Source organism: Sphingomonas sp. Leaf412 (genome assembly GCF_001425405.1).
In the GTDB taxonomy this organism is placed as follows: Bacteria; Pseudomonadota; Alphaproteobacteria; order Sphingomonadales; family Sphingomonadaceae; genus Sphingomonas.
In genome coordinates this window covers 214657-235451 of record NZ_LMQP01000003.1, presented here as the reverse complement: position 1 = coordinate 235451, position 20795 = coordinate 214657, and the positions used below count along the sequence as shown (strand labels likewise).

Here is a 20795-nt window from a genome sequence, read left to right as displayed (position 1 = left end):
CCTCCTCCCCCTTCAGCGGCCGGCCGGGGGGGGCGAACGCGCCCTGCGTGCCCGCGGGCACGACCGATCCGTCGGCGGCGATATAACCGCCGCGGCGGCCCGCGTCGGGCACCGGAATCTCGCACAGCATCACCGATCCCGCCGCCTGCGCCAGCGCGGGGCGGATCGACAGGACGCTCGCCGCCCCCGTCGCGCCGAGCAGCAGGGCGCGGCGGCGCGTCGGAGGAGAAGGGGGTGCGTCGTCCATATGCTGCGTTCCTGCCACAGCCGGCACTTCCACAATCCTAACGCTGCGACAAGCGGTGCGCGGCGGGCGTGCCAAGGCGGTACGTTAACCATCCGTCCATTGTGCTCCCGCGCAGGATGATCGGGTCGCATCGTCCCCCGGACGATGCTTGAACGTGCGGGGCACGTTCAACCCGATCATAGCCCAGACTGGGTCCCCGCCTGCGCGGGGACAAAACGGGGTGGGGTGACGGACCCGCCGCCGATCCGCTACACGCGGCGGCGTGATCGACGAGCTTCCGCTTCGCACCTGGCTCGCCGTCGCGGTCGCTTTGGCCACCGCCGCGGTGGTGTACGTCCTGTCGGGGTCGGGGCAGGCGGCGCTCGCCTCGCTCGCGGGCGGCGCCGCGTTGCTCGCGATCGTGGCCACGATGGACGAGCCGGAGACGCCGGCCGAGCCGGTTCCGCTTCCGGCGGGGGATACCGACCTGGCGCACGGGCTGGAGGGGCTGGCCGATCCCGCGCTGCTGATCCGCGGCGGGCGCGTCGTCATCGCCAACCGCGCCGCGCGCGCGCTGCTGGGGGACCATGTCGTGGGCGAGGACGCGCGCGTCGCGATCCGCCATCCCGGCGCGGCGGAGCATCTGGCCGACGCCGCCCGCGGGGAGACGCGCGCGATCGACCTCGTCGGGCTCGGCGGGCTGGACGAACGCTGGCAGATGCGGGGCGCGGGGATCGGCGCGGACACGCTTCTGGTCCACCTGGCCAACCGCACCGGCGAACATGCGGCGGAGCGGATGCGGGTCGATTTCGTCGCCAACGCCAGCCACGAGCTGCGCACACCGCTGGCGTCGATCCTCGGCTATGTCGAGACGTTGCAGGACGCCGCGGGCGACGAACCGGCGGTGCGCAACCGCTTCCTGGGCATCGTGTTCGACGAGGCGCGGCGGATGGAACGGCTGGTCGAGGACCTGATGAGCCTGTCGCGGATCGAGGCGGACAAGTTCCGCCTGCCCGCCACGCAGGTCGACGTCGCGGCGCTGGCGCGCGAGGTATGCGCGACCTTGTCCACGACGCACGGCGACCGCGGCGGCGACATCGTGCTGGCGATCGACGCGGACGTGCCCGCGGTGACGGGGGATGCGGCGCAGCTGTCGCAGCTGCTCCACAACCTCGTCGGCAACGCGATGAAATACGGTCGCGCAGGCACGCCGGTGCGCGTGTCGATGACCCGCGGCGACGACGTCGCCTGCCTGCGCGTCGCGGACGAGGGCGACGGCATCCCGCCCGAACATCTGCCGCGCCTGACCGAGCGATTCTATCGCGTCGATCCGGGGCGCAGCCGCTCGCTGGGCGGCACGGGCCTGGGCCTGGCGATCGTCAAGCATATCGTGGAGCGGCACCGCGGGCGGCTCGACATCGCGAGCGAGCCGGGCGTCGGCACGCGCGTGACCGTGGCGCTGCCCGCCGCGGCTCCCCCCGCCGTCTCCGGCGCCGCTGTCATGAAGGCGTAACCGCGCTGTCACAGGGCCGGCGTCGACCCCGCGGGCCATCCCGGCCGCGAAGCGAGGATTCGATGCGCCGCCGTTCGTCCCTCCTCCTCCTGCTCCTTGCGGCGCTGTCGGCGTGCGTCGACCAGGCGTCGGGCGCGGGCACGGGATCGCGCGACCAGATCAAGGCGGTCGGCTCCTCCACCGTCTATCCCTTCACCACGATCGTGGCGGAGCAATATCTGGCCAATCACCCGTCCGCGAAACCGCCGGTGATCGAATCGACCGGCACCGGCGCGGGGATGAAATTGTTCTGCGCCGGCATCGGTGCGCAGCATCCCGACATCGTCGCCGCCTCGCGCCGCATGAAGCGCGCCGAACTGGACGCCTGCCGCCGCAACGGGGTGCAGGATGTGCTCGAGATACAGGTCGGCATCGACGGCATCGCCTTCGCCGAGGCGCTGGACGGCCCGAACATCGCGCTGACCCCCGCCGACCTCTACAACGCGCTGGCGCTGACGCCGGGCGGCAAGCCCAACCGCGCGCGGACGTGGCGCGACGTGAACCCCGCGCTGCCCGCGATCCCGATCCAGGTGTACGGCCCACCCGCGACCAGCGGCACGCGCGACGCGCTGGCGGAGCTGATCCTGGCGCGCGGCTGCGTCGACGCCGATCCCGCGATGAAGGAACTGAAGGCGCGCGACGAACCGGCGTTCCAGGCGCGATGCCAGCGGGTGCGCGAGGACGGCGCGTATATCGACGCGGGCGAGAACGATAACCTCATCGTCCAGAAGCTCCAGTCCAACCCCAATGCCATCGGCATCTTCGGCTACGGCTATCTGGAGGAGAACGCCCGCGCGGTGCGCGGCGTGCCGATCGCGGGCGTCGCGCCGACCTATCGCGCGATCGCGGGCGGCGACTATCCCGGCGCGCGCCCGCTGTACCTGTACGTGAAGGCGGCGCACCTGCGCGCGATCCCCGGCCTGCGCGATTTCCTGCGCCAATATGCGCGCGCGTGGAACGACGACGGCCCGCTGGTGAAGCGCGGCCTGATCGCCGCCCCGGTCGACGTCCGCGCCGCCTCTGCACGCACGATCGTGCGCGAGACGCCGCTGAACCCCGCGGACCTGCACTGACATGCCCGCGTCCGGCCTCGTCTTCCTCGTCGCCGCGCTGGCGCTCATCGGCTGGGTCAGCGCGCGCGCGCGCGCCGCGCGGTTCCGCGTCGGCAACGTCCGGCGCTTCAGCTCCCTGCCGCAGCATCACGGGTGGTTCGTCGCGCTGTGCACGCTCATCCCGCCGCTGCTGTTCCTGGCGGCGTGGCAGTTCACGTCGCCCGCGCTCGTCACCGACGCGGTGATCGCAACCCCCGCCGCCGCCGCCCTTCCCGCGGCCGGCCCGGTGTCGGGCATGGACCGCGCCGCGATCCTGTCGGAGGCGCGCAACCTGGCGGAGGGGCGCGCGTACGGCGCCTTCCACCCGCTCGCCGACCGGCTCGCCCCCGCCTATCGCGCGGCGCAGGACCGCTACGACATGATCGCGACCGTCGTCGCGCTGCTGCTCGCCTTCGCCGGCGGTGCGCTCGCCTTCCTCAGCGTCCGCCCCGGCTTCTCCGCCCGGACGCAGGTGGAACGCGTCGTCATGGGCCTGCTGCTGGCCGCCTCGCTGCTCGCGATCCTGACGACGCTGGGCATCGTCGCCAGCCTGGTGGTCGAAAGCGCGCGCTTCTTCCGCATCGTGCCCTTCACCGACTTCCTGTTCGGCACGCACTGGTCGCCGCAGGTCATCGACCCGCGCGATCCGGGGGCGTCGCTGGGCGCGGTACCGTTGTTCTGGGGCACCTTCTTCATCGGCGCGGTCATCGCGATGATCGTCGCGATCCCGCTGGGCCTGATGAGCGCGATCTACCTGACGCAATATGCCGCCCCCGCCACGCGCCGCTGGATGAAGCCGCTGCTCGAGATCCTCGCGGGCGTGCCCACGGTCGTCTACGGCTATTTCGCCGCGCTGACCGTCGCGCCCGCGGTGCGGCAGTTCGGCGTCGCGATCGGCATCGCGGACGCCACGTCCGAAAGCGCGCTCGCCGCGGGCCTCGTCATGGGGGTGATGATTATCCCCTTCGTCTCCTCGATGGCGGACGACAGCCTGGCCGCGGTCCCCGCCTCGATGCGCGACGGCAGCCTGGCGATGGGCGCCACCAGTTCGGAAACGATCCGCCAGGTGCTGGTCCCCGCCGCATTGCCGGGCGTCGTCGGCGGCGTCCTGCTGGCGGTCAGCCGCGCGATCGGCGAGACGATGATCGTCGTCATGGCCGCCTCGGGCGTCGCCTCGCTCACGCTCAATCCCTTCGCCAGCACCACGACGGTCACGAAGCAGATCGTCGACCTGCTGACCGGCGAGGCGGAATTCGACAGCGCGAAGACGCTCGCCGCCTTCGCGCTGGGGCTGACCCTGTTCGTCGTGACGTTCCTGCTGAACGTCGTCGCACTGATGGTCGTGCGCCGGTATCGCGAAGCCTATGACTGACCCGCGCCCCACCGACTGGCGCTCCGACGCCATGCAGCGGCGCCTGCGCAGCCGCTATGCGTCCGAACGGCGCTTCCGGCTGCTCGGGCTGGCGGCGATCCTCGCGTCCGCGGCGTTCCTCGCCTTCCTGCTGGTGTCGATGATCGCGAAGGGCGCGGGCGGCTTCGTCGAGACGCGCGTCGCGCTGCCGCTGGACCTGTCGACCGTCGCGATCGAGCCGGCGCGGCTGGCCGGTCCCGGCGCGGACCTCGCGCTGTCGGGCGCGGGGCTGGAGAATGCGGTCGACGCCGGCGCCGATGCCGCCTTCGCGAAGGTCGGCGGCGCGAGCATCCTGTCGGACGGCGCGTGGTTGCGCGTGCGCGACGCGGTGAAGGCGGATCCGGCGCTGCTCGCCCGTCGCGCCACGCTGGCCGTCCCCGTCGCGACCGACATCGACGTCGCGGCGAAGGGAGACGGCACGCCCGAGGCGGAGGCCGCCGTCGCCACACTCAGCGACCGCCTGTCGACCGGCATCAACCGCGATTTCTTCACGGGCGCGGACGCCACCGATCCGACGCGCGCGGGCATATGGGGGGCGCTGAAGGGATCGCTGTTCACGATGTTCGTGACGCTGCTCCTCGCCTTCCCCGTCGGCGTGCTGGCGGCGTTGTACCTGGAGGAATATGCGCCGCGGAACCGGTTCACCGACGTGATCGAGGTGTCGATCAACAACCTTGCGGCGGTGCCGTCGATCATCTTCGGCCTGCTCGGCCTCGCGGTCTTTCTCGGCACCTTCCACTTACCGCGCTCCGCCGCGATCGTCGGCGGGCTGACGCTGGCGCTGATGACGATGCCCGTCATCGTCATCGCGGGAAGGAACGCGATCAAGGCTGTGCCGCCCTCGATCCGCGACGCCGCGCGCGCATTGGGGGCCAGCCGCGTGCAGGTCGTCTTCCACCACGTCCTGCCGCTCGCCCTGCCCGGCATCCTGACCGGCACGATCATCGGCATGGCGCGCGCACTGGGCGAAACCGCGCCGCTGCTGATGATCGGCATGCGCGCCTTCATCGCCGCGCCGCCCGACCGCCTGACCGATCCCGCAACCGCCTTGCCGGTGCAGATCTTCCTGTGGTCCGACGAGGTGCAGCAGGGGTTCGTGGAGAAGACGTCCGCCGCGATCCTCGTCCTGCTGGTCTTCCTCCTCGCGATGAACGGCCTCGCCATCTACCTCCGCAACCGATTCGAGACCCGCTGGTGAGCAACGCACCCAAGATCACGGCCGATCACGTGAACGTCTTCTACGGCGCGAACCAGGCGATCCGCGACGTGTCGATCCACGTCCATCAGGACGAGGTGACGGCCTTCATCGGCCCGTCGGGCTGCGGCAAGTCCACGTTCCTGCGCTCGCTCAACCGCATGAACGACACCATCCCCGGCGCGCGCGTCACCGGCGACATCCGGCTGGACGGGGAGGATATCTACGCCCGCGCGATGGACGTGGTGCAGTTGCGCGCGCGCGTCGGCATGGTGTTCCAGAAGCCGAACCCCTTCCCCAAATCGATTTTCGAGAACGTCGCCTACGGCCCGCGCATCCACGGCCTCGCCCGGTCGAAGGGCGATCTGGCCGCGATCGTCGAACGCTCGCTCCAGCGCGCGGGGCTGTGGAACGAGGTGAAGGACCGGCTGACCGACAGCGGCACCGCCTTGTCGGGCGGGCAGCAGCAACGCCTGTGCATCGCGCGCGCGATCGCGGTCGATCCCGAGGTCATCCTGATGGACGAACCGTGCAGCGCGCTGGATCCCATCGCCACGGCGCGGATCGAGGAATTGATCCACGACCTGCGCGGCCGCTACGCGATCGTCATCGTCACGCACAACATGCAGCAGGCCGCGCGCGTCAGCCAGAAGACCGCCTTCTTCCACCTCGGCGAATTGGTGGAGTATGACGACACGTCCGCGATCTTCACCAACCCGCGCGAGGAACGGACGAAGGACTACATCACCGGCCGGTACGGTTGAGGAGCGGATTCATGCCGAACCAGCAGGAACATACGGTCAAGGCGTTCGACCACGACATCGGGCAGCTGCGCGGCCTGATCTCGCAGATGGGCGGGCTGGCGGAGGCGGCGATCGGCCATGCCATGACCGCGTTGCAGCGCGGCGACCTCGACCTGGCCGACCGCATCCGGCAGGAGGATCGCCGCATCGACGCGATCGAGGCCGATGTGGAACGCACCGCGGTCCGCATCATCGCGCTGCGCGCGCCATTGGCGAACGATTTGCGCGAGGTCGTCGCCGCGCTGAAGATCGCCGCGGTCGTCGAGCGTATCGGCGATTATGCGAAGAACATCGCCAAGCGCGTGCCGCAGATCGAGGGCGAACATCGCATCGAACCGCTCGCCACCGTGCCCGCGATGGCGAAGATCGCGGCGGAAATGGTCCATGACGCGCTGAACGCCTTCGCCGCGCGCGATGCGGAGGCCGCGGTGGAGATCGTGCGCCGCGACCGCCTGCTCGACGATTTCTACGACAGCCTGTTCCGCACCCTGGTGACCTACATGGTCGAGAATCCCAAGACGATCAGCCAGTGCGCGCACCTGCTGTTCGTCGCCAAGAACCTGGAACGGATCGGCGACCACGCGACCAACGTCGCGGAGATGGTCTATTTCGCCGCGACCGGAAGGCAGATGTCCGAGAACGAACGGGGAGCCCGCTGATGCCCAACGCACGCATGCTGCTGGTGGAGGATGATTCGGCGCTGGCCGAATTGCTGATCTGGCATTTCAGCCGCGAGGATTTCGAGGTCCAGCACACGATCGACGGCGAGGAGGCGCTGCTGTTGGCGCGCGAGACGCCGCCGGACATCGTCCTGCTCGACTGGATGGTGGAAGGCCTGTCGGGGCTGGAGGTGTGTCGCCGCCTGCGCCGCGCGCCCGAAACCGCGAACGTCCCCATCATCATGCTGACCGCGCGCGGTGAGGAGGAGGATCGCGTCCGCGGCCTTGAAACCGGCGCGGACGATTATGTGACGAAGCCGTTCAGCCCGCGCGAGCTGGTCGCGCGCGTCGGCGCCGTCCTGCGCCGCGTCCGCCCCGCGCTGGCGGGCGAGGCGCTGAGCTACAGCGACCTGGAAATGGACACCGTCGGGCACAAGGTCCGTCGCGGCGGCGACGTGATCCCGCTCGGCCCGACCGAATTTCGCCTGCTCAAGCATTTCCTGGAACATCCCGGCCATGTGTTCAGCCGCGAACGCCTGCTCGACAGCGTGTGGGGCCACGACAGCGACATCGAGAGCCGCACCGTCGACGTCCACATCCGCCGGTTGCGCAAGGCGATCAACGACGGCGGGCGGCCCGACATCATCCGCACCGTCCGTTCGGCGGGATATGCGCTCGACACGGGGCATTGACGGCCCGCGGATCGGATTCGCCTCCGCAACGAATCTTGGCCCCCCGTTGAACCCAACCCCCGCATCGGACGTTCGGCCCTCGCGAATTCATTCCACACGCGTCGATGTTCGACGCCGCGACAGGAGAATATCCGATGAAGTCGATCCTTCTGGCGGCCGCAGCCGTCATTGCCTTCCCCGCCATCGCGCAGGAGACGCCGCAGACGACGCCGCCCGCCACCGAGCAGGCCGCGCCCGCGGACCAGACGATGACCCCCGACGCCGCGGCGCCGGACGCCACCGCACCGGCCGATCCGGCCGCACCCGCGACCGCGCCCGCCGCACCGACCGCGGCGGATCCCATGAGCGCGCCGCCCGCGGCGCAGGCGCCGATGACGCCGACCACCGGTGATGCGGCGACGCCGCCGATGGGCGCACCCGCCACCGGCGCGACGCCCGCGACCGAGACGTCGGGCGGCTATCAGCCCTCCGGTCCCGCCACCTCCGGTCCGGTGCAGCCCGGCGCCACCGTTCGCGTCCAGCCGTCGATGTCCCCGTCGCAGGCATTCCCGCCCCCCGCGGCCAAGGAAAGCTATCCGATCTGCAAGAAGGGCCAGTACGACGGCTGCATGCAGGCCAGCGACGCGCGCGGCGCGAAGCGCGCACGTCGCTGACGCAAACCGGCGGTTGCGCCGGTTAGAAGGTTGAGTATGGAAGGCGCTCCTGTTTCACACGAGGGGAGCGCCTTTTCCATGTCCATCCGTTTCGACGATCGCGTCGCCATCGTCACCGGCGCCGGCGGCGGCCTGGGTCGCGAATATGCCCTCGAACTCGCGCGCCGGGGCGCGAAGGTGGTCGTCAACGACCTGGGCGGCGACCGCACCGGCACCGGCGCGTCCGACGCCGCGCAGAAGGTGGTCGAAGAGATCGAGGCCGCGGGCGGACAGGCGATGGCCAACGGCGCCAGCGTCACCGAATACGACCAGATGGTCGAGATGGTCGCGCGCGCGAAGGACAAATGGGGCGGCGTCCACATCCTCCTCAACAACGCCGGCGTGCTGCGCGACAAGACCTTCGCGAAGATGGAGCCCGCGGACTTCGCCTTCGTCGTCAACGTCCACCTGATCGGCTCCGCCAACGCGACGAAGGCCGCGTGGGAGACGATGCGCGAGCAGAATTACGGCCGCATCCTGATGACCGCATCCTCCACCGGGCTGTTCGGCAATTTCGGCCAGGCGAACTACGGCGCGGCGAAGCTGGGCCTCGCCGGCCTGACCAAGACGCTGTACCTCGAAGGCGCGAAGAACAACATCAAGGTCAATACCATCGCCCCGGTCGCGGGCACGCGCATGACCGAGGACCTGTTCCCCGAGGCGGCGTTCCAGGCGTTCGCGCCGGAGAAGGTGGTCCCCGCGGCGCTGTACCTGGTCAGCGAGGATGCCCCCACGAACCAGATCGTCGGCGCGGGCGCGGGCGTGTTCCAGGCCAGCTACGTCACGCTCACCCCCGGCAAGCTGCTGACCGGCGACGACCTGTCGCCCGAGGGCGTCGCGAAATACTGGGCCGAGATCACCGACCGCAGCGGCGAGATCGTACCGGATTCGGGCGCGGGCCAGTCGATGCTGATCGGCAAGAAGCTGGCGGGCGGGTAATCGCGGGCAGGCGTGTGTTGCAGTGTCAACACACGCCTGTTAGCCTCGTGGCATGTACAGCGAGAGCGATATCGACACTGCGGTCGCCGCCGGGGTCCTGTCCCCCGCCGCGGCGACCGCCTTTCGCAATCATGTCGCGGCATCGCGCGCCACGCCCGCGGTGGACGAGGAGCATTTCCGGCTCCTGACCGGATTCAACGACATCTTCGTCAGCATCGCGATCATGCTCCTGCTGCTCGCGGTGGCGCAGCTGGGATCGTCGGTCGCGGACTGGGGCGGCGGGCTGCTGGTCGCCGCCGTGGCCTGGGGACTGGCGCTCTATTTCACGGCCAGGCGCAGGATGGCGCTGCCCAGCATCCTGCTGCTGCTGGCGTTCGTCGGCGGCGTCGGGATGATGATGGGCGGGGTCGTCACGATGCTGTTCCCCGGCATGGACGATCGCGGCACCGCGGTTGCGGGCGCGGGAGTCGCCGCGCTCTGCGCCGGAGCGGCGTGGCTCCACTGGCGCCGCTTCATGGTCCCCGTCACCGTCGCCGCGGGCGCCGCCGCGCTGGTCGCGCTCGCACTCGCGCTCCTGCTGGCCGCGATCCCGGGCGCGACGGCGGCGTTGTGGCCGCTGATGCTGGTCGGGGGAGTCGCCGTCTTCGCCTATGCCATGCGCTGGGATCTGTCCGATCGCGAGCGGCAGACGCGGCGGGCCGACGTCGCCTTCTGGCTGCATCTGGCCGCCGCGCCGCTGATCGCGCATCCGACGTTCCAGATGCTGGGCGTTTTCGGGCGCGAGATCGGCCTGGGCACCGCCTTGGTGGTGCTGTTGCTATACGGCGCGTTCGCGATCGTGGCGCTGGCGGTGGACCGCCGCGCGTTGCTGGTGTCGGGGCTCGCCTACGTCCTGTACGCGATGTTCGCGCTGATCCGCAGCGCCGGTTCCGGCACGGTCGAACTGTCGTGGGCGGTCACCGGCGTCGCGATCGGTTCGGCGCTGCTCACCCTGTCGGCGTTCTGGCAGCCGATGCGGCGCGCGGTGGTGGCGCGGCTGGGCGCATTGGGGCAGCGACTGCCCCCGGTGCAGCTGGCGGTCTGACCGCGTCGGCGCCGGCCCGCGGTCGCGCGGGCGCCGCGGTCATTCCTCCACCAGCTTCATCAGCCGCCGCTCGACCGGGGCCAGCACCGGGCCCAGATCGTGCCCGCGCTTCACCACCTGCCCCGCCTCCCCGACCAGCGCCCACATGCCCTGCTTCGCGCGCAGGCCGGGCCGCTTCTCGATCCGGAATTCGGGCCGTTCCGCGGCGCGGCGGAAGGCGGCGAAGACGGCGGCGTCGCGGCCCAGTTCGATCGCATAGTCGCGCCAGTGCCCGGCCGCGACCATGCGCCCGTACAGGTCCAGGATACGCGTCAGTTCCAGCCGGTCGAACCCGATCTGCGACGGCTGACCCGCCTTCGGGAACGGGATGACGCTCATCAGGCGCGGTCGCGGTCCTGCGTGGCGCCGTCGTCGAGCAGGGCGTCGAGCCGCTTGCGCATCGCCTCCAGCTCGCATCGCAGCAATTCCACACGCTGCGTCGCCGGATCGAACCCGTCGCAGCAGGGCGTGCCGTAGGGAACGAAGCGGGGGGTGGCCTTCGCGCCCTCCACCACCGTCGGACGTGCGGGGATGCCGACCATCACCGCGCCCTCCGGCACGTCGCGCGTCACCACCGCATTGGCGCCGATCCGCGACCGCGCGCCGACCGTGATCGGCCCCAGGACCTGCGCACCCGATCCGATGATCGCACCGTCCGCGATCGTGGGATGCCGCTTTCCCGCGACGCCGTTGTCGGGACTGGTCCCGCCCAGCGTGACGCATTGGTAGATCGTCACGTCGTCACCGATCGTCGCGGTCTCCCCGATCACGACGAAGCCGTGGTCGATGAAGAAGTTGCGGCCGATCGTCGCGCCCGGATGGATGTCGATCGCGGTCACGAACCGCGACCAGTGATTCACGATTCGCGCCGCCAGATACCAGCGCCGCCGGTACAAACGATGCGCGACGCGATGATAGGCCAGCGCCCAGACGCCAGGATAGGTCAGGATTTCCCACCGCGAATGCGGCGCGGGATCGCGCGCACGGATCGAATCGAGATAGGTCGTCAGTCGTGCCATCGCCGTCCCCTTGAAACGGCAAAATAGGGGCTTGGGCGCCGGAGTTCCATATCCCCGCCAAATCCCGTCTTGTCGCGACCCACAATCGAAATACCTAGCGGATGCGGGGAAATTCGCTGACACCGTGTCCGACGCCCCCCGCACGGAGCAGAAATGCCGGCCCTTACCGACTTTGACCTTGCCGCCCTGCTCCCCTTCATCGCCGTCGGTTTCGGCGCCCAGCTGGTCGACGGCGCGTTGGGCATGGCGTTCGGCGTGATCTGCAACGTCCTGCTGGTCGGGGTGATGGGGGTCGCGCCCGCGCGCGCGTCCGCGAACGTCCATATCGTCGAGACCTTCACCACCGCGGTATCGGGGATCAGCCATGCGCTGCACGGCAACATCGACCGCCGGCTGTTCCTCCGCCTGCTGATCCCCGGCGTGATCGGCGGCGTGTCGGGGGCCTATGTCCTGACCAACATCGACGCGGATGCGGTGAAGCCGTACGTGCTGGGCTATCTTGTGGCGATCGGCATCTACCTGCTCGTCCGCGGACTGATGTTCACGCCGCGCGGATCGCAGCGTCCCAAGGTGGTGGAGCCGCTGGGCCTGGTCGGCGGGTTCCTGGACGCGGCGGGCGGGGGCGGATGGGGACCGATCGTCACGTCGAACCTGCTGGTGCAGGGCGTGGAGCCGCGCCGTGTCGTGGGCACGGTCAGCGCGGTGGAATTCTTCCTGACCGCGACCGTCTCCGCGACGTTCATCTACCACCTGGGGCTACAGGATTTCGCGACCGCGACGGTCGGGCTGCTGATCGGCGGCGTCCTTGCCGCCCCGCTGGGCGCGGTGATGGCGAAGCGGATCCCGATGAACGTGATGCTGATCCTGGTCGGCGCGGTGCTGACCATCACCAGTACCTACGGCTTCATCCGCGCGGTGTTGATGTAGCGTTGGCGCCGATCGCCACGACCGCGTATCCGCCGCCCCACGACCGATGGAGGCGATGAATGGCCGCGACCTATCTGCCGACGCTCAAGCAATTGCAGTATCTGGTCGCGTTGCGCGACCACGGGCATTTCGGCCGCGCGGCGGAGGCATGCTATGTGACGCAATCGACGCTGTCGGCTGGCCTGCGCGAACTGGAGACGCTGATCGGGGTCACGCTGGTCGAACGCACCCGCCGCGTCGTGCGCTTTACGCCGCTGGGCGACGGGATCGCGGATAAGGCTCGGAACGTGTTGCGCGAGGCGGAGGAGCTGGGCGACATGGCGCGCGCCGCCGGGCGGCCGTTGTCGGGGGAGATGCGGATGAGCGTGATCCCGACGATCGCGCCCTTCCTGCTCCCGCGCATCCTGCCGCGGTTGCGGCGCGACTATCCCGACCTGAAGCTGTTCCTGCGCGAGGAGCCGAGCGGGCCTGCGTGCGAGGCGTTGAGCAACGGACGGGCCGACTGCGTCCTGCTGGCGCTGCCCTACGCCTGCGGGGAGGTGACCGCGATGGAATTGTTCGACGACCGCCTGTTCGTCGCGTTTCCCGAGGGGGAGGTGCCCGCGGCGGCGGGGATCAGGCCGCGCGACATCGACGAAACGCGGTTGCTGCTGCTGGAGGATGGGCATTGCCTGAAGGACCATGTCCTGGCGGCGTGCAACCGGCCCGAATTGCGGGCGGAGGCGACGATGCTGGGGACGTCGCTGCACACGATGGTCCAGATGGTCGACAACGGCCTGGGGGTCACGATGCTGCCGGGGATCGCGCTGGCGGCGGGCATTCTGGACCATACCCGCGTCGCGGCCAGGCCGCTCGACGCCGAGCACCCGACCCGCACGCTGGCGCTGGTCTGGCGCCGGGCGTCGCCGCGGGAGCGCGATTTTCGCTTGCTGGGGGACGTCTTGCGGCAGGCGGCGACGGACCAGGCCCGCGCCTGACGCCGCATCGGCGGGACGTTTGCGACGGCTTGTCCGCACGCGCCGCGCCGACGGTGGCTGATATGTGAGTCTTGGACGGCGATCGGGCTCCGGCGGCGGGGCCGGCTTCCGCCCCGCCCTCCCGGGAAGATCAGCGAGCGGCGATGGTCGTGTCGAGACGCATCAGCCCGCGCCGCGCGAGCAGGTGCGAGGATTCGGCCGTGCCATCGGCCAGCTCCAGCGCCACGGGCTCGGCGCGCAGCACGTCGGCATAAAGCGCACGCGCCTCCGTCGACCGGTCCGTCCGGGCATAGACGGCGGCGAGATTGAGCATGAGTTCGGGCCGCTGCGGGAAGATCGCGCGCTCGCGGGTCAGCGTCCGCTCCGCCTCGGTCAGGCTACCGGCCGCGATCGCGGTGTAGCCGGTCCGGACCTGCGCGGTCGCGGGCATCGCCCCGATCGACGCCATCACAATCGCGATCACCAGCTTGCGCATCACAGCCTCCACATCCTCTATGACGGGAGTGTTTCACTTTCACGACATGGGTGCAATGAAAAAGACAGCGCAGCGTCATATTTGACTGAATTTCGCCGAGTATGAGTAACTTTTGTGGCTTTGCGGCACTGTTGTGTTGCCGGGTTACGACAGTCCGGGGTCAGAAAGTGGCGCATAAACGAAACGGGCGGCGCCTCTCGGCACCGCCCGTTCGTTCTGCACCGGGCGCGCGCGGCGACGCGGATCAGAAGTCCTTGTAATATTGCTCGTTGCCCACGAACCCGAGCTTCGTGATGTTCGACCGCTTGATGACCGCCAGGGTCTGGTCGACCACCTCGTACCGCGCCTGCGGATCGGGCTGGAACTGCAATTCCGGCTCCGGCGTGATCGCTGCCGACGTGTCGAGATACTGACGCAGCAGCGTCTCGTTCACGGGCGAGCCGTTCCACGTGATCGTGCCCGCGGCGTCGATCGCGATCTTGTTCTTGATCGGATCGACCGGAGGCTTGACCGCATTGGGGTCGTTCACCGGCAGGTCGACCTTCACCGCGTGGGTCTGGATCGGGATCGTGATGATGAACATGATGAGGAGCACGAGCATGACGTCGATCAACGGCGTCGTGTTCATTTCCATCATCGGCTCGCCGTCTTCGGTGCCGCCACTCATAGACATGTCGTATTACTCCTGATTCGCCCGGTCACATCCGTGTCACGGCGGAGCCTGGCGGCGGTTCGGAGATGAATCCGACCTTGGCGAATCCCGCCATCTGCATGTTGTAGATGGCGCCGCCGATGCAGCGCCACGGAGTGTCCACGTCGCCGCGGACATGTGCTTCGGGCAGTTCCAGGTCGGGGTTGCCGACGCCGCCCTGACGCGCGATCTCGACCTTCAGCTTCTCGACCGCGCGGTCGAGCAGCTCCTGCTGGCCCACCTTGCTGAGGCCCCAGTACACCGCGCAATTGCCCGCGGAATCCTTGGTCACCGACAGCAGGACGTTCTCGGGCTTCGTGGTCGTGGGATCGAAGACCACGTTCGGCAGCTTCAGCTTCACCGACTGGATCACGACCGGAACCGCGATCAGGAAGATGATGAGGAGCACCAGCATGACGTCCACGAGGGGAGTCGTGTTGATGTCCGACAACGGCTTCTCGTCGCCTCCGGATCCGCCAACGCTCATTGCCATCGTTCGGGCTTTCCTATTCGTCTCGTTCCGCAGGCCGGAACCCGCAGGATGGGTTCATCCCCGGTCCGGCACCGGGCGGGAGGTGGCGGGGCCGCCACCGCGGCGGCCCCGCTGATCCCCGTTTACGGGCGGGTCTGCACGCCGCCGGTCTGGCCGGCCGTCGTCGTCGCCGCCGGCTTCACCGGCGTGGTGGGACGCGGCGCGGCGCCGGTCGTGGCCGACGCGATCGCCGGCTTCACGTTGCCGTTCGACGCCAGATAGCCCAGCACGTCGTTCGAGAAGGCCGACAGGTCCTCCGCGATCGCCTTGTTGCGGCGCTGGAGCCAGTTGTACGCGAGCACCGCGGGAACCGCGACGACCAGGCCGAGCGCGGTCATGATGAGCGCCTCGCCGACCGGCCCTGCGACCGCGTCGATCGACGCCTGACCGGCCGCACCGATCTTGATGAGCGCGCGGTAGATGCCGATGACGGTCCCGAACAGGCCGATGAACGGCGAGGTCGCGCCGACGGTCGCCAGGAAGGCGAGACCGCTGCCCAGCTTCGAGTTGATCGCGGCTTCCGACCGCGCGAGCGAGCCGTGCAGCCAGTCATGCGCCTCGACCGGATCGGTCAGCCGCGAATGCTGCTCCTGCGCGGTCAGGCCGTCGTCGACCAGCTGCTTGTACGCCGAGTTCTTCTCCAGCTTCGCCGACCCTTCGCGCAGCGACGTGGAGTTCCAGAACCCCTGACGCATGCGCTTGTGCTGGTTGATGACCTTCTGCTGCTCGAACAGCTTCGAGAACAGGATGTAGAAGGAGACGACGCTCATCAGCACGAGGATGGCGAACACGGTCTGCGAAATCAGACCGCCCTCGCGCAGCGCGGGGATGAGGCCGTAGGGGTTTTCGCCCTTGGGGGCCGCAGCGCCGGCGGCGGCCAGGAGATTGATGATCATGCGGTTCGAGTCCCTTTGACTAGGTAATTTGGCGAGAAGACGGTCAGTTCTGCGGCAGGCGCCAGGTCACGCGACGCGACTTCGTCGTCGCCATCGGATTCCCTGCCTGATCGAGCGCCGGCGAGTAGCGTGCGCGACGAAGCAGTGCACGGCACGCCGCCTGGTCGAGCGCCGAGGAGCCCGACGATGCGGTCACCCGGCAATTCTCGGCGCGGCCCTGCGCGTTGATCGTCCACGTGATCCCGGTCGTGCCTTCTTCCTCGGCACGGATCGAGCTCGGCGGATAATCGTCCGTCGTGATCCAGCTCGCCTCGTCACCCTTGGCACCCGCGGCCTTGCTGACCACCGACGGAGCGGGGGGCGCAGGAGCGGGCGGCGCAGGCGGCGCAGCGACGACGGTCGGCGCGAACACCACCGGCGGCGTCGGCACCGTGGCGATCGCCACGGGCGGCGTCGGCGACCGCACGATCGGCGGCGGCGAGACGACCGGCGGCGGCGTCATCGGCGTGTCGGGCGGCGGGGGCGGGGGCTCGTCCGGCGGCGGGGGCGGTGGCTCCTCGACGTCGAACGTGTTCAGCTTTTCAGCCGCCTTCTTCACGAAATTGGTCGCGAGACCCGTGACGAAGGCGTAGCCGAGGGCGACGTGGATCAGCGCGACGATCACCATCGCCCCGATCTTGCCCCCGCTCATCTTCTGGTCAGAATAGGCCATTCAGCAACGAAACTCCCTCATCCTGCGGCCCGGCGGATAACCGGGGAACGCCCCGGCCGAACGGTAAACCTTTCCGTAACGTCCGCTCATGCGAATGCCACGCACCCCGAGTCCTATCGCGCGACCCTTGAGGACGCAAACGCTTTGTCGGGCGCAACAAACGTACAATCGCGAGGCGTCAGAATTATTTCTGTATCGTTCAGGGTCGATGGCATAACCCGCGGTCATGATCCGCCCCCTTCCCATGATCGCTCCGCTCGCCCTTGCCGCGGCCGTACCGTGTGCCGCCCTCCCGCAATCCGCGCCCCTCGCCGCATCGGCCGTTCCCGGACCGGCGTACGCCGACATCGCGGACCTTGTCGTCGCCAGTCCGCTGGTGATCGACGCGACCATCCGCTCCGACGCGAGGATCAAGGGTGCCGAGGCGGCGGGGGTGCCCGCGGGGCAGGCGCGTTCGTATGTCGAGGCGGACGTGACGCAGTTGATCCGCGGAACCGCCGCGATCCCGTCGCGGATCGGATGGGTGGTGGACGTGCCGCTGGATTTCCGCGGGCGCGCGCCGAAGCTGAAGAAGGCGCGCGTGCTGATCTTCGCGCGCCCGGTCGCCGGTAATCCGGGGCAGGTGCAGCTGGTGACGCCGTCCGCGCAATTGCCGTGGAGCCCCGCCGCGGAGGCGACGGCGCGCCGGATCGCGACCGAGGCCAACGCCCCCGACGCGCCGCCGGTCGTGACGGGCATCCGCAACGCGTTCCACGTGCCCGGATCGCTGCCCGGCGAGGGGGAGACGCAGATCTTCCTCCAGACGCGCGACGGCGCCCCCGCCGCCCTGTCCGTCCTGCGCCGTCCGGGCGAGGCGCCGCGCTGGTCGGTGGCGCTGGGGGAGATCATCGACGACGGCGCGGTGGCGCCGCCGCGCGACACGTTGCTGTGGTATCGCCTCGCCTGCACCCTGCCCCCCGTGCTGCCGGACGCCAGCACCGCGGCGCTGGAGCCGGCGGATGGGGCGCAGGCGCGCGCGGACTATCGCGTCGTGATCGAGGGACTGGGGCCGTGCCGCGGCGCGCCCGCCGCTATCGCCGGTGCCGGACCAGCGTGATCCCGATCGACTCGCCCGCCTCCGCGATCGCCAGCTTCACGATCGCGACCTTCACCCGCCGCACGCGCCGGTCCTGAAGGAACAGCGTCTCCGCGATATGATCCGCCACCGCCTCGATCAGCGTGAAATGCCCCGCCCCCGACAATGCGTCGGTCGCGGCGTGTTTCAGGTCGAGATAGTTCTTGCTGGCCGACAATGGCGTGTCGGGCGCGAAGTGCGGCGGCGCATCGAGCAGGACGGTGAGCGAGATGCGCAGCGGTTGCGGCAGGTGCGTCTCCTCGCTGTAGATACCGGTCAGCACCGGCACCTCCAGGTCGTGGACCTCCAGTTCGAGCGTATCGACGCCGGTCATGCCGCCGCACTCGGCCGTGCGGACGCCGCGGCGTGCCAGCGCGCGACGTTCGTCGCCGCATCGGGCACGGCCAGTTTCGCGGCGCGCGCGAAATCGACCGTCACCAGCCCGGTGACGTCCGCGAAGCTGTAACGGTCGCCCGCGATCCATTCGCCGTCGCCGAGTCGATCGTCCAGGACCGCCATGAAATCCGCCCACATCGTCTTCGCGCGCTCGACCAGCACCGGGATCTGCGGCACCGCGCCGCGCTTGCCGGGCAGGCCGCGGTTCATGAAGGCGGCGGCGCGGTTGCGCAGCGCGTAGACGGCGGCGGCATAGCCCTCGCTCTCGATCCGGCGGGTCCAGTCCTCGATCCGCGCGACCTCCACCGGGCGCGCGCCGAACAAGGGCGGTTGCGGGTGCAGCGCCTCGAAAAAGCGGCAGATCGCGACCGATTCGGCGATCGTCTCGCCATCGTCCAGCACCAGAGCGGGCACGGTGCCGCGCGGATTGATCGCCAGATAGGCGTCGCCCAATTGCTCGTCCGCCTTCAGGTCGATCGTCACGCGCTCCACCTGGATCGCCTTTTCGGCGAGGTAGATCCGCACCCGGCGCGGGCTCGGCGCCCATTCGGCATCGTACAGCTTCATGTCGCGGCCCATTCCGTTGGCGTTCAGCCCTGTTCCCGCTAAAGCGCGCCGCCGCAGGCGTCCATGCCCTGCGTCGAGGAAGAGATGACGCACACGGTCGCGATCCGGGATGTCGACGCCGCCGCGGTCGAGCGATTGCTGGACCGCGCGTTCGGTGCGGACCGGCACCTGCGGACCGCCTATCGCCTGCGCGAGGGGACCGCGGCGATCGCGGACCTCAGCTTCGCGCTGGTCGAGGGGGACGCGCTGCTGGGGTCGATCCAGTGCTGGCCGGTGCGCTTCGCCGGCGACGACGGCCGGATCGTGCCGCTGGTGCTGGTCGGCCCGGTCGCGGTCGCGCCGGCGCGGCAGCAGGAGGGGCTGGGCCGGCGATTGATGACACAGGCGCTGGCGGCGGCGGACCAGCGGGCGCTGGACCTGATGCTGATCGGCGATCCCGACTATTACGGCCGCTTCTTCGGCTTCACCGCCGCCGCGACCGCGGCGTGGCGCCTGCCGGGTCCGGTCGAGCGCCACCGCCTGCTGGCGCGCGGCGCGGGCGTGCCGACCGGCGCGGGCGCCATCGGTCCGCGCGTCGCGGCGGTCGCCTGACCGGGCGGTCGTCGCGGTCGCGTCACCGGCGCCGCCGTCATCCACGTCGCGCCAGCACCGCCGCGCGCACCAGCGCCAGGCGGTCGTTGCCGAAATACATGTCGTCGCGATCCACGAACATCGTCGGCGATCCGAACCCGCCGCGCGCGATCAGATCGTCGGTATTGGCGCGCAACGCCGCCTTCGTCGCGTCCTGCGCGATGCCGGCGGACAGCGCGTCGGGGTCCACCCCCGCCTGCACCGCCACGTCGCGCAGCACGTCGTCCTGCGCGATGTCGCGATCGTCGGTCCAATAGGCGCGGAACGCGGCGCGCGCGAAGGGGACGCAGCCCTGCCCCAGCCAGCAGCAGGCGCGCATCGCCTTCACGCTGTTGACCGGGAACACCGACGGCGGGAAGCGGATCGCCAGCCCCGCGACGCGTGCCCAGTCGGCCAGGTCCTTCTTCATATACCGCGCCTTCGCGGGCACCGGCCGGCTGCGGCTTTCGTACACGCTGCCGTTGACGGTGTTGAAGACGCCGCCGACGAGGATCGGGCGCCATGCGATCTCCTCGCCCAGGTCCGCCGCCAGCGGCTGGATCCCCTCGAACCCCAGCCACGTCCACGGGCTCGACACGTCGAAGAAGAATTCGATCATGGCCGTTCGATCCCCATCATCACGCGCTTCGCCTCGTCGCTGATCTCCTCCGGCCGGGACATGCGGCCGACCGCCGTGCCCGCCGCCACCGCGGGCCGCGCGCGCACCGTGGCGAACCAGCGCGCGACATGGGGGAAGCGGGTCATGTCGATGCCCTGCGCCTTGTGCGTGATGATCCACGGGAAGCAGGCGATGTCCGCGATCGAATAATCCGCGCCCGCGACATGGGCGCCGGTGCGCGCCAGCTGCCGGTCCAGCACGCCGTACAACCGGTCCGCCTCCTTTGCGTAGCGATCCATGGCGTAGGGGATGCGATCGGGGGCGTAGAGCCGGAAATGCCCGTTCTGGCCCAGCATCGGGCCGAGCCCGCCCATCTGCCACATCACCCATTCGGTCACCGCGGTGCGCCCGCGCACGTCGCGGGGCATCAGACGCCCGGCCTTCTGCGCCAGGTACAGCAGGATCGCGCCGCTTTCGAACACGCTCAGCGGACCGCCGCCGTCGGCCGGGTCGTGATCGACGATAGCGGGAATGCGGTTGTTCGGGGCGATCGCGAGGAAATCCGCCGCGAACTGTTCCCCCGCGCCGATGTTCACCGGGCGCACGACATAGGGTAGGCCCAGCTCCTCCAGCGCGATCGTCGCCTTCCACCCGTTGGGCGTGGCGGCGAAGTACAGGTCGATCATGCGCCTCTCCCGTTTCGCGCGACTGTCGCGATTCGCGACGCCCGGCGCAACGGTTCGTCGCGAAAACGGCGGCGGAAGTTCACGAAGTTCACGACATCGGGGGGGTCGGGATCCTCGCGCGGATGCGGGCGCAGGGGACGCGACGGTGGAGGGGGAGAAAGGCCATGCGCCGGTTATAATCTTCCGGCGCGA

General features: G+C 69.8%; 25 protein-coding genes and 1 pseudogene. 14 read left to right on the top strand and 12 right to left on the bottom strand.

What is annotated here, in order from left to right; translation table 11 throughout:
- Nucleotides 1–247, bottom strand: a pseudogene (locus ASG29_RS17475) (hypothetical protein); the annotation flags it as partial.
- A 262-nt stretch (nt 248–509) separates the two neighbouring features.
- Here ASG29_RS17475 and ASG29_RS08270 point away from each other — a divergent pair.
- The 10 genes from ASG29_RS08270 to ASG29_RS08225 all read left to right on the top strand — a co-directional run bounded on the left by ASG29_RS08270 (nt 510) and on the right by ASG29_RS08225 (nt 10344).
- Nucleotides 510–1739, top strand: a complete 1230-nt coding sequence (locus ASG29_RS08270; RefSeq protein WP_055982762.1) for a sensor histidine kinase — start codon at nt 510–512, stop codon at nt 1737–1739.
- A gap of 62 nt (nt 1740–1801) precedes the next feature.
- Entirely contained in the window at nt 1802–2851 is a 1050-nt protein-coding gene (locus tag ASG29_RS08265) for a substrate-binding domain-containing protein (RefSeq protein WP_055982760.1), read from the top strand.
- Nucleotide 2852: 1 nt separating this feature from the next.
- Nucleotides 2853–4241, top strand: a complete 1389-nt coding sequence (gene pstC, locus ASG29_RS08260; RefSeq protein ID WP_055982757.1) for a phosphate ABC transporter permease subunit PstC — start codon at nt 2853–2855, stop codon at nt 4239–4241.
- Nucleotides 4234–5478, top strand: coding sequence for a phosphate ABC transporter permease PstA (gene pstA / locus ASG29_RS08255; protein ID WP_055982755.1), 1245 nt, complete (start codon nt 4234–4236; stop codon nt 5476–5478). The genes pstC and pstA overlap by 8 nt, the downstream gene beginning before the upstream one ends.
- Entirely contained in the window at nt 5472–6239 is a 768-nt protein-coding gene (gene pstB / locus ASG29_RS08250) for a phosphate ABC transporter ATP-binding protein PstB (RefSeq protein ID WP_055985282.1), read from the top strand. Before pstA ends, pstB begins: the two co-directional genes overlap by 7 nt.
- Nucleotides 6240–6250: 11 nt before the next feature.
- Nucleotides 6251–6937, top strand: coding sequence for a phosphate signaling complex protein PhoU (phoU, locus tag ASG29_RS08245; RefSeq protein ID WP_055982753.1), 687 nt, complete (start codon nt 6251–6253; stop codon nt 6935–6937).
- Nucleotides 6937–7629, top strand: coding sequence for a phosphate regulon transcriptional regulator PhoB (phoB, locus tag ASG29_RS08240; RefSeq protein WP_055982751.1), 693 nt, complete (start codon nt 6937–6939; stop codon nt 7627–7629). The genes phoU and phoB overlap by 1 nt, the downstream gene beginning before the upstream one ends.
- A gap of 134 nt (nt 7630–7763) precedes the next feature.
- Nucleotides 7764–8282 carry a hypothetical protein gene (locus ASG29_RS08235; RefSeq protein ID WP_055985281.1) on the top strand — a complete coding sequence of 173 codons (519 nt, stop codon included), beginning with the start codon at nt 7764–7766 and terminating at the stop codon, nt 8280–8282.
- Nucleotides 8283–8360: 78 nt separating this feature from the next.
- Nucleotides 8361–9260, top strand: a complete 900-nt coding sequence (locus tag ASG29_RS08230) for an SDR family NAD(P)-dependent oxidoreductase (protein ID WP_055982749.1) — start codon at nt 8361–8363, stop codon at nt 9258–9260.
- Nucleotides 9261–9312: 52 nt separating this feature from the next.
- Nucleotides 9313–10344: a hypothetical protein gene (locus tag ASG29_RS08225; RefSeq protein WP_055982747.1), complete on the top strand. Its 1032-nt coding sequence runs from the start codon at nt 9313–9315 to the stop codon at nt 10342–10344.
- A gap of 39 nt (nt 10345–10383) precedes the next feature.
- Here the strand turns inward: ASG29_RS08225 and ASG29_RS08220 are convergent, their stop codons facing one another.
- Both ASG29_RS08220 and epsC read right to left on the bottom strand, forming a co-directional pair.
- The gene (locus ASG29_RS08220; RefSeq protein ID WP_200932406.1) at nt 10384–10722 is read right to left on the bottom strand and encodes a DUF2794 domain-containing protein; all 339 of its coding nucleotides are present in this window, start codon (nt 10720–10722) and stop codon (nt 10384–10386) included.
- Nucleotides 10722–11402 carry a serine O-acetyltransferase EpsC gene (epsC, locus tag ASG29_RS08215; RefSeq protein ID WP_055982744.1) on the bottom strand — a complete coding sequence of 227 codons (681 nt, stop codon included), beginning with the start codon at nt 11400–11402 and terminating at the stop codon, nt 10722–10724. The genes ASG29_RS08220 and epsC overlap by 1 nt, the downstream gene beginning before the upstream one ends.
- Nucleotides 11403–11555: 153 nt before the next feature.
- On the opposite strand from epsC, the gene ASG29_RS08210 reads away from it, so the two are divergent.
- On the top strand, nt 11556–12329 hold the full coding sequence (locus tag ASG29_RS08210) for a sulfite exporter TauE/SafE family protein (RefSeq protein WP_055982743.1): 774 nt from the start codon (nt 11556–11558) through the stop codon (nt 12327–12329).
- A 59-nt stretch (nt 12330–12388) separates the two neighbouring features.
- The gene (locus ASG29_RS08205; protein ID WP_055982740.1) at nt 12389–13306 is read left to right on the top strand and encodes a hydrogen peroxide-inducible genes activator; all 918 of its coding nucleotides are present in this window, start codon (nt 12389–12391) and stop codon (nt 13304–13306) included.
- Nucleotides 13307–13436: 130 nt separating this feature from the next.
- On the opposite strand, the gene ASG29_RS08200 is transcribed toward ASG29_RS08205, so the two are convergent.
- The 5 genes from ASG29_RS08200 to ASG29_RS08180 form a co-directional block, all read right to left on the bottom strand.
- A complete protein-coding gene (locus ASG29_RS08200; protein ID WP_055982738.1) occupies nt 13437–13781 on the bottom strand; it encodes a tetratricopeptide repeat protein in 345 nt (114 codons plus the stop codon).
- A gap of 244 nt (nt 13782–14025) precedes the next feature.
- Nucleotides 14026–14454: an ExbD/TolR family protein gene (locus tag ASG29_RS08195; protein WP_055982736.1), complete on the bottom strand. Its 429-nt coding sequence runs from the start codon at nt 14452–14454 to the stop codon at nt 14026–14028.
- Nucleotides 14455–14479: 25 nt separating this feature from the next.
- Complete coding sequence (locus tag ASG29_RS08190; RefSeq protein WP_055982733.1) at nt 14480–14965, bottom strand: ExbD/TolR family protein; 486 nt, start codon at nt 14963–14965, stop codon at nt 14480–14482.
- Nucleotides 14966–15087: 122 nt separating this feature from the next.
- On the bottom strand, nt 15088–15900 hold the full coding sequence (locus ASG29_RS08185) for a MotA/TolQ/ExbB proton channel family protein (RefSeq protein ID WP_055982731.1): 813 nt from the start codon (nt 15898–15900) through the stop codon (nt 15088–15090).
- Between the two features lie 43 nt (nt 15901–15943).
- Nucleotides 15944–16612 (bottom strand): energy transducer TonB, encoded by a 669-nt coding sequence (locus tag ASG29_RS08180; protein WP_055982729.1) that lies wholly within the window; start codon nt 16610–16612, stop codon nt 15944–15946.
- Between the two features lie 226 nt (nt 16613–16838).
- On the opposite strand from ASG29_RS08180, the gene ASG29_RS08175 reads away from it, so the two are divergent.
- On the top strand, nt 16839–17708 hold the full coding sequence (locus tag ASG29_RS08175; protein WP_235532830.1) for a hypothetical protein: 870 nt from the start codon (nt 16839–16841) through the stop codon (nt 17706–17708).
- Here ASG29_RS08175 and ASG29_RS08170 read toward each other — a convergent pair.
- Entirely contained in the window at nt 17683–18060 is a 378-nt protein-coding gene (locus ASG29_RS08170) for a dihydroneopterin aldolase (protein WP_055982727.1), read from the bottom strand. The two genes, ASG29_RS08175 and ASG29_RS08170, sit on opposite strands and share 26 nt — an antisense overlap.
- Nucleotides 18057–18701 carry a glutathione S-transferase family protein gene (locus tag ASG29_RS08165; RefSeq protein WP_235532829.1) on the bottom strand — a complete coding sequence of 215 codons (645 nt, stop codon included), beginning with the start codon at nt 18699–18701 and terminating at the stop codon, nt 18057–18059. Before ASG29_RS08165 ends, ASG29_RS08170 begins: the two co-directional genes overlap by 4 nt.
- Before the next feature lie 72 nt (nt 18702–18773).
- Between ASG29_RS08165 and ASG29_RS08160 the strand changes: the two genes are divergently transcribed.
- Nucleotides 18774–19280, top strand: a complete 507-nt coding sequence (locus ASG29_RS08160) for a GNAT family N-acetyltransferase (RefSeq protein WP_055985270.1) — start codon at nt 18774–18776, stop codon at nt 19278–19280.
- Nucleotides 19281–19317: 37 nt separating this feature from the next.
- On the opposite strand, the gene ASG29_RS08155 is transcribed toward ASG29_RS08160, so the two are convergent.
- Complete coding sequence (locus ASG29_RS08155) at nt 19318–19917, bottom strand: 2-hydroxychromene-2-carboxylate isomerase (RefSeq protein WP_055982726.1); 600 nt, start codon at nt 19915–19917, stop codon at nt 19318–19320.
- On the bottom strand, nt 19914–20603 hold the full coding sequence (locus ASG29_RS08150) for a glutathione S-transferase N-terminal domain-containing protein (RefSeq protein ID WP_055982724.1): 690 nt from the start codon (nt 20601–20603) through the stop codon (nt 19914–19916). The genes ASG29_RS08155 and ASG29_RS08150 overlap by 4 nt, the downstream gene beginning before the upstream one ends.
- Between the last annotated feature and the right edge of the window lie 192 nt (nt 20604–20795).

Bases quoted from the DNA above. Each gene is read 5' to 3' on its own strand.
- ASG29_RS08235 (WP_055985281.1), top strand. From the start codon at position 7,764: ATGAAGTCGATCCTTCTGGCGGCCGCAGCCGTCATTGCCTTCCCCGCC.
- ASG29_RS08190 (WP_055982733.1), bottom strand. From the start codon at position 14,965: ATGGCAATGAGCGTTGGCGGATCCGGAGGCGACGAGAAGCCGTTGTCG.
- ASG29_RS08225 (WP_055982747.1), top strand. From the start codon at position 9,313: ATGTACAGCGAGAGCGATATCGACACTGCGGTCGCCGCCGGGGTCCTG.
- ASG29_RS08220 (WP_200932406.1), bottom strand. From the start codon at position 10,722: ATGAGCGTCATCCCGTTCCCGAAGGCGGGTCAGCCGTCGCAGATCGGG.
- ASG29_RS08265 (WP_055982760.1), top strand. From the start codon at position 1,802: ATGCGCCGCCGTTCGTCCCTCCTCCTCCTGCTCCTTGCGGCGCTGTCG.
- phoB (WP_055982751.1), top strand. From the start codon at position 6,937: ATGCCCAACGCACGCATGCTGCTGGTGGAGGATGATTCGGCGCTGGCC.
- ASG29_RS08170 (WP_055982727.1), bottom strand. From the start codon at position 18,060: ATGACCGGCGTCGATACGCTCGAACTGGAGGTCCACGACCTGGAGGTG.
- ASG29_RS08195 (WP_055982736.1), bottom strand. From the start codon at position 14,454: ATGTCTATGAGTGGCGGCACCGAAGACGGCGAGCCGATGATGGAAATG.
- ASG29_RS08160 (WP_055985270.1), top strand. From the start codon at position 18,774: ATGACGCACACGGTCGCGATCCGGGATGTCGACGCCGCCGCGGTCGAG.
- ASG29_RS08185 (WP_055982731.1), bottom strand. From the start codon at position 15,900: ATGATCATCAATCTCCTGGCCGCCGCCGGCGCTGCGGCCCCCAAGGGC.
- phoU (WP_055982753.1), top strand. From the start codon at position 6,251: ATGCCGAACCAGCAGGAACATACGGTCAAGGCGTTCGACCACGACATC.
- pstC (WP_055982757.1), top strand. From the start codon at position 2,853: ATGCCCGCGTCCGGCCTCGTCTTCCTCGTCGCCGCGCTGGCGCTCATC.
- ASG29_RS08230 (WP_055982749.1), top strand. From the start codon at position 8,361: ATGTCCATCCGTTTCGACGATCGCGTCGCCATCGTCACCGGCGCCGGC.
- ASG29_RS08205 (WP_055982740.1), top strand. From the start codon at position 12,389: ATGGCCGCGACCTATCTGCCGACGCTCAAGCAATTGCAGTATCTGGTC.
- ASG29_RS08155 (WP_055982726.1), bottom strand. From the start codon at position 19,917: ATGATCGAATTCTTCTTCGACGTGTCGAGCCCGTGGACGTGGCTGGGG.
- ASG29_RS08175 (WP_235532830.1), top strand. From the start codon at position 16,839: ATGATCCGCCCCCTTCCCATGATCGCTCCGCTCGCCCTTGCCGCGGCC.
- ASG29_RS08180 (WP_055982729.1), bottom strand. From the start codon at position 16,612: ATGGCCTATTCTGACCAGAAGATGAGCGGGGGCAAGATCGGGGCGATG.
- ASG29_RS08210 (WP_055982743.1), top strand. From the start codon at position 11,556: ATGCCGGCCCTTACCGACTTTGACCTTGCCGCCCTGCTCCCCTTCATC.
- ASG29_RS08150 (WP_055982724.1), bottom strand. From the start codon at position 20,603: ATGATCGACCTGTACTTCGCCGCCACGCCCAACGGGTGGAAGGCGACG.
- ASG29_RS08200 (WP_055982738.1), bottom strand. From the start codon at position 13,781: ATGCGCAAGCTGGTGATCGCGATTGTGATGGCGTCGATCGGGGCGATG.
- pstA (WP_055982755.1), top strand. From the start codon at position 4,234: ATGACTGACCCGCGCCCCACCGACTGGCGCTCCGACGCCATGCAGCGG.
- ASG29_RS08165 (WP_235532829.1), bottom strand. From the start codon at position 18,701: ATGGGCCGCGACATGAAGCTGTACGATGCCGAATGGGCGCCGAGCCCG.
- epsC (WP_055982744.1), bottom strand. From the start codon at position 11,402: ATGGCACGACTGACGACCTATCTCGATTCGATCCGTGCGCGCGATCCC.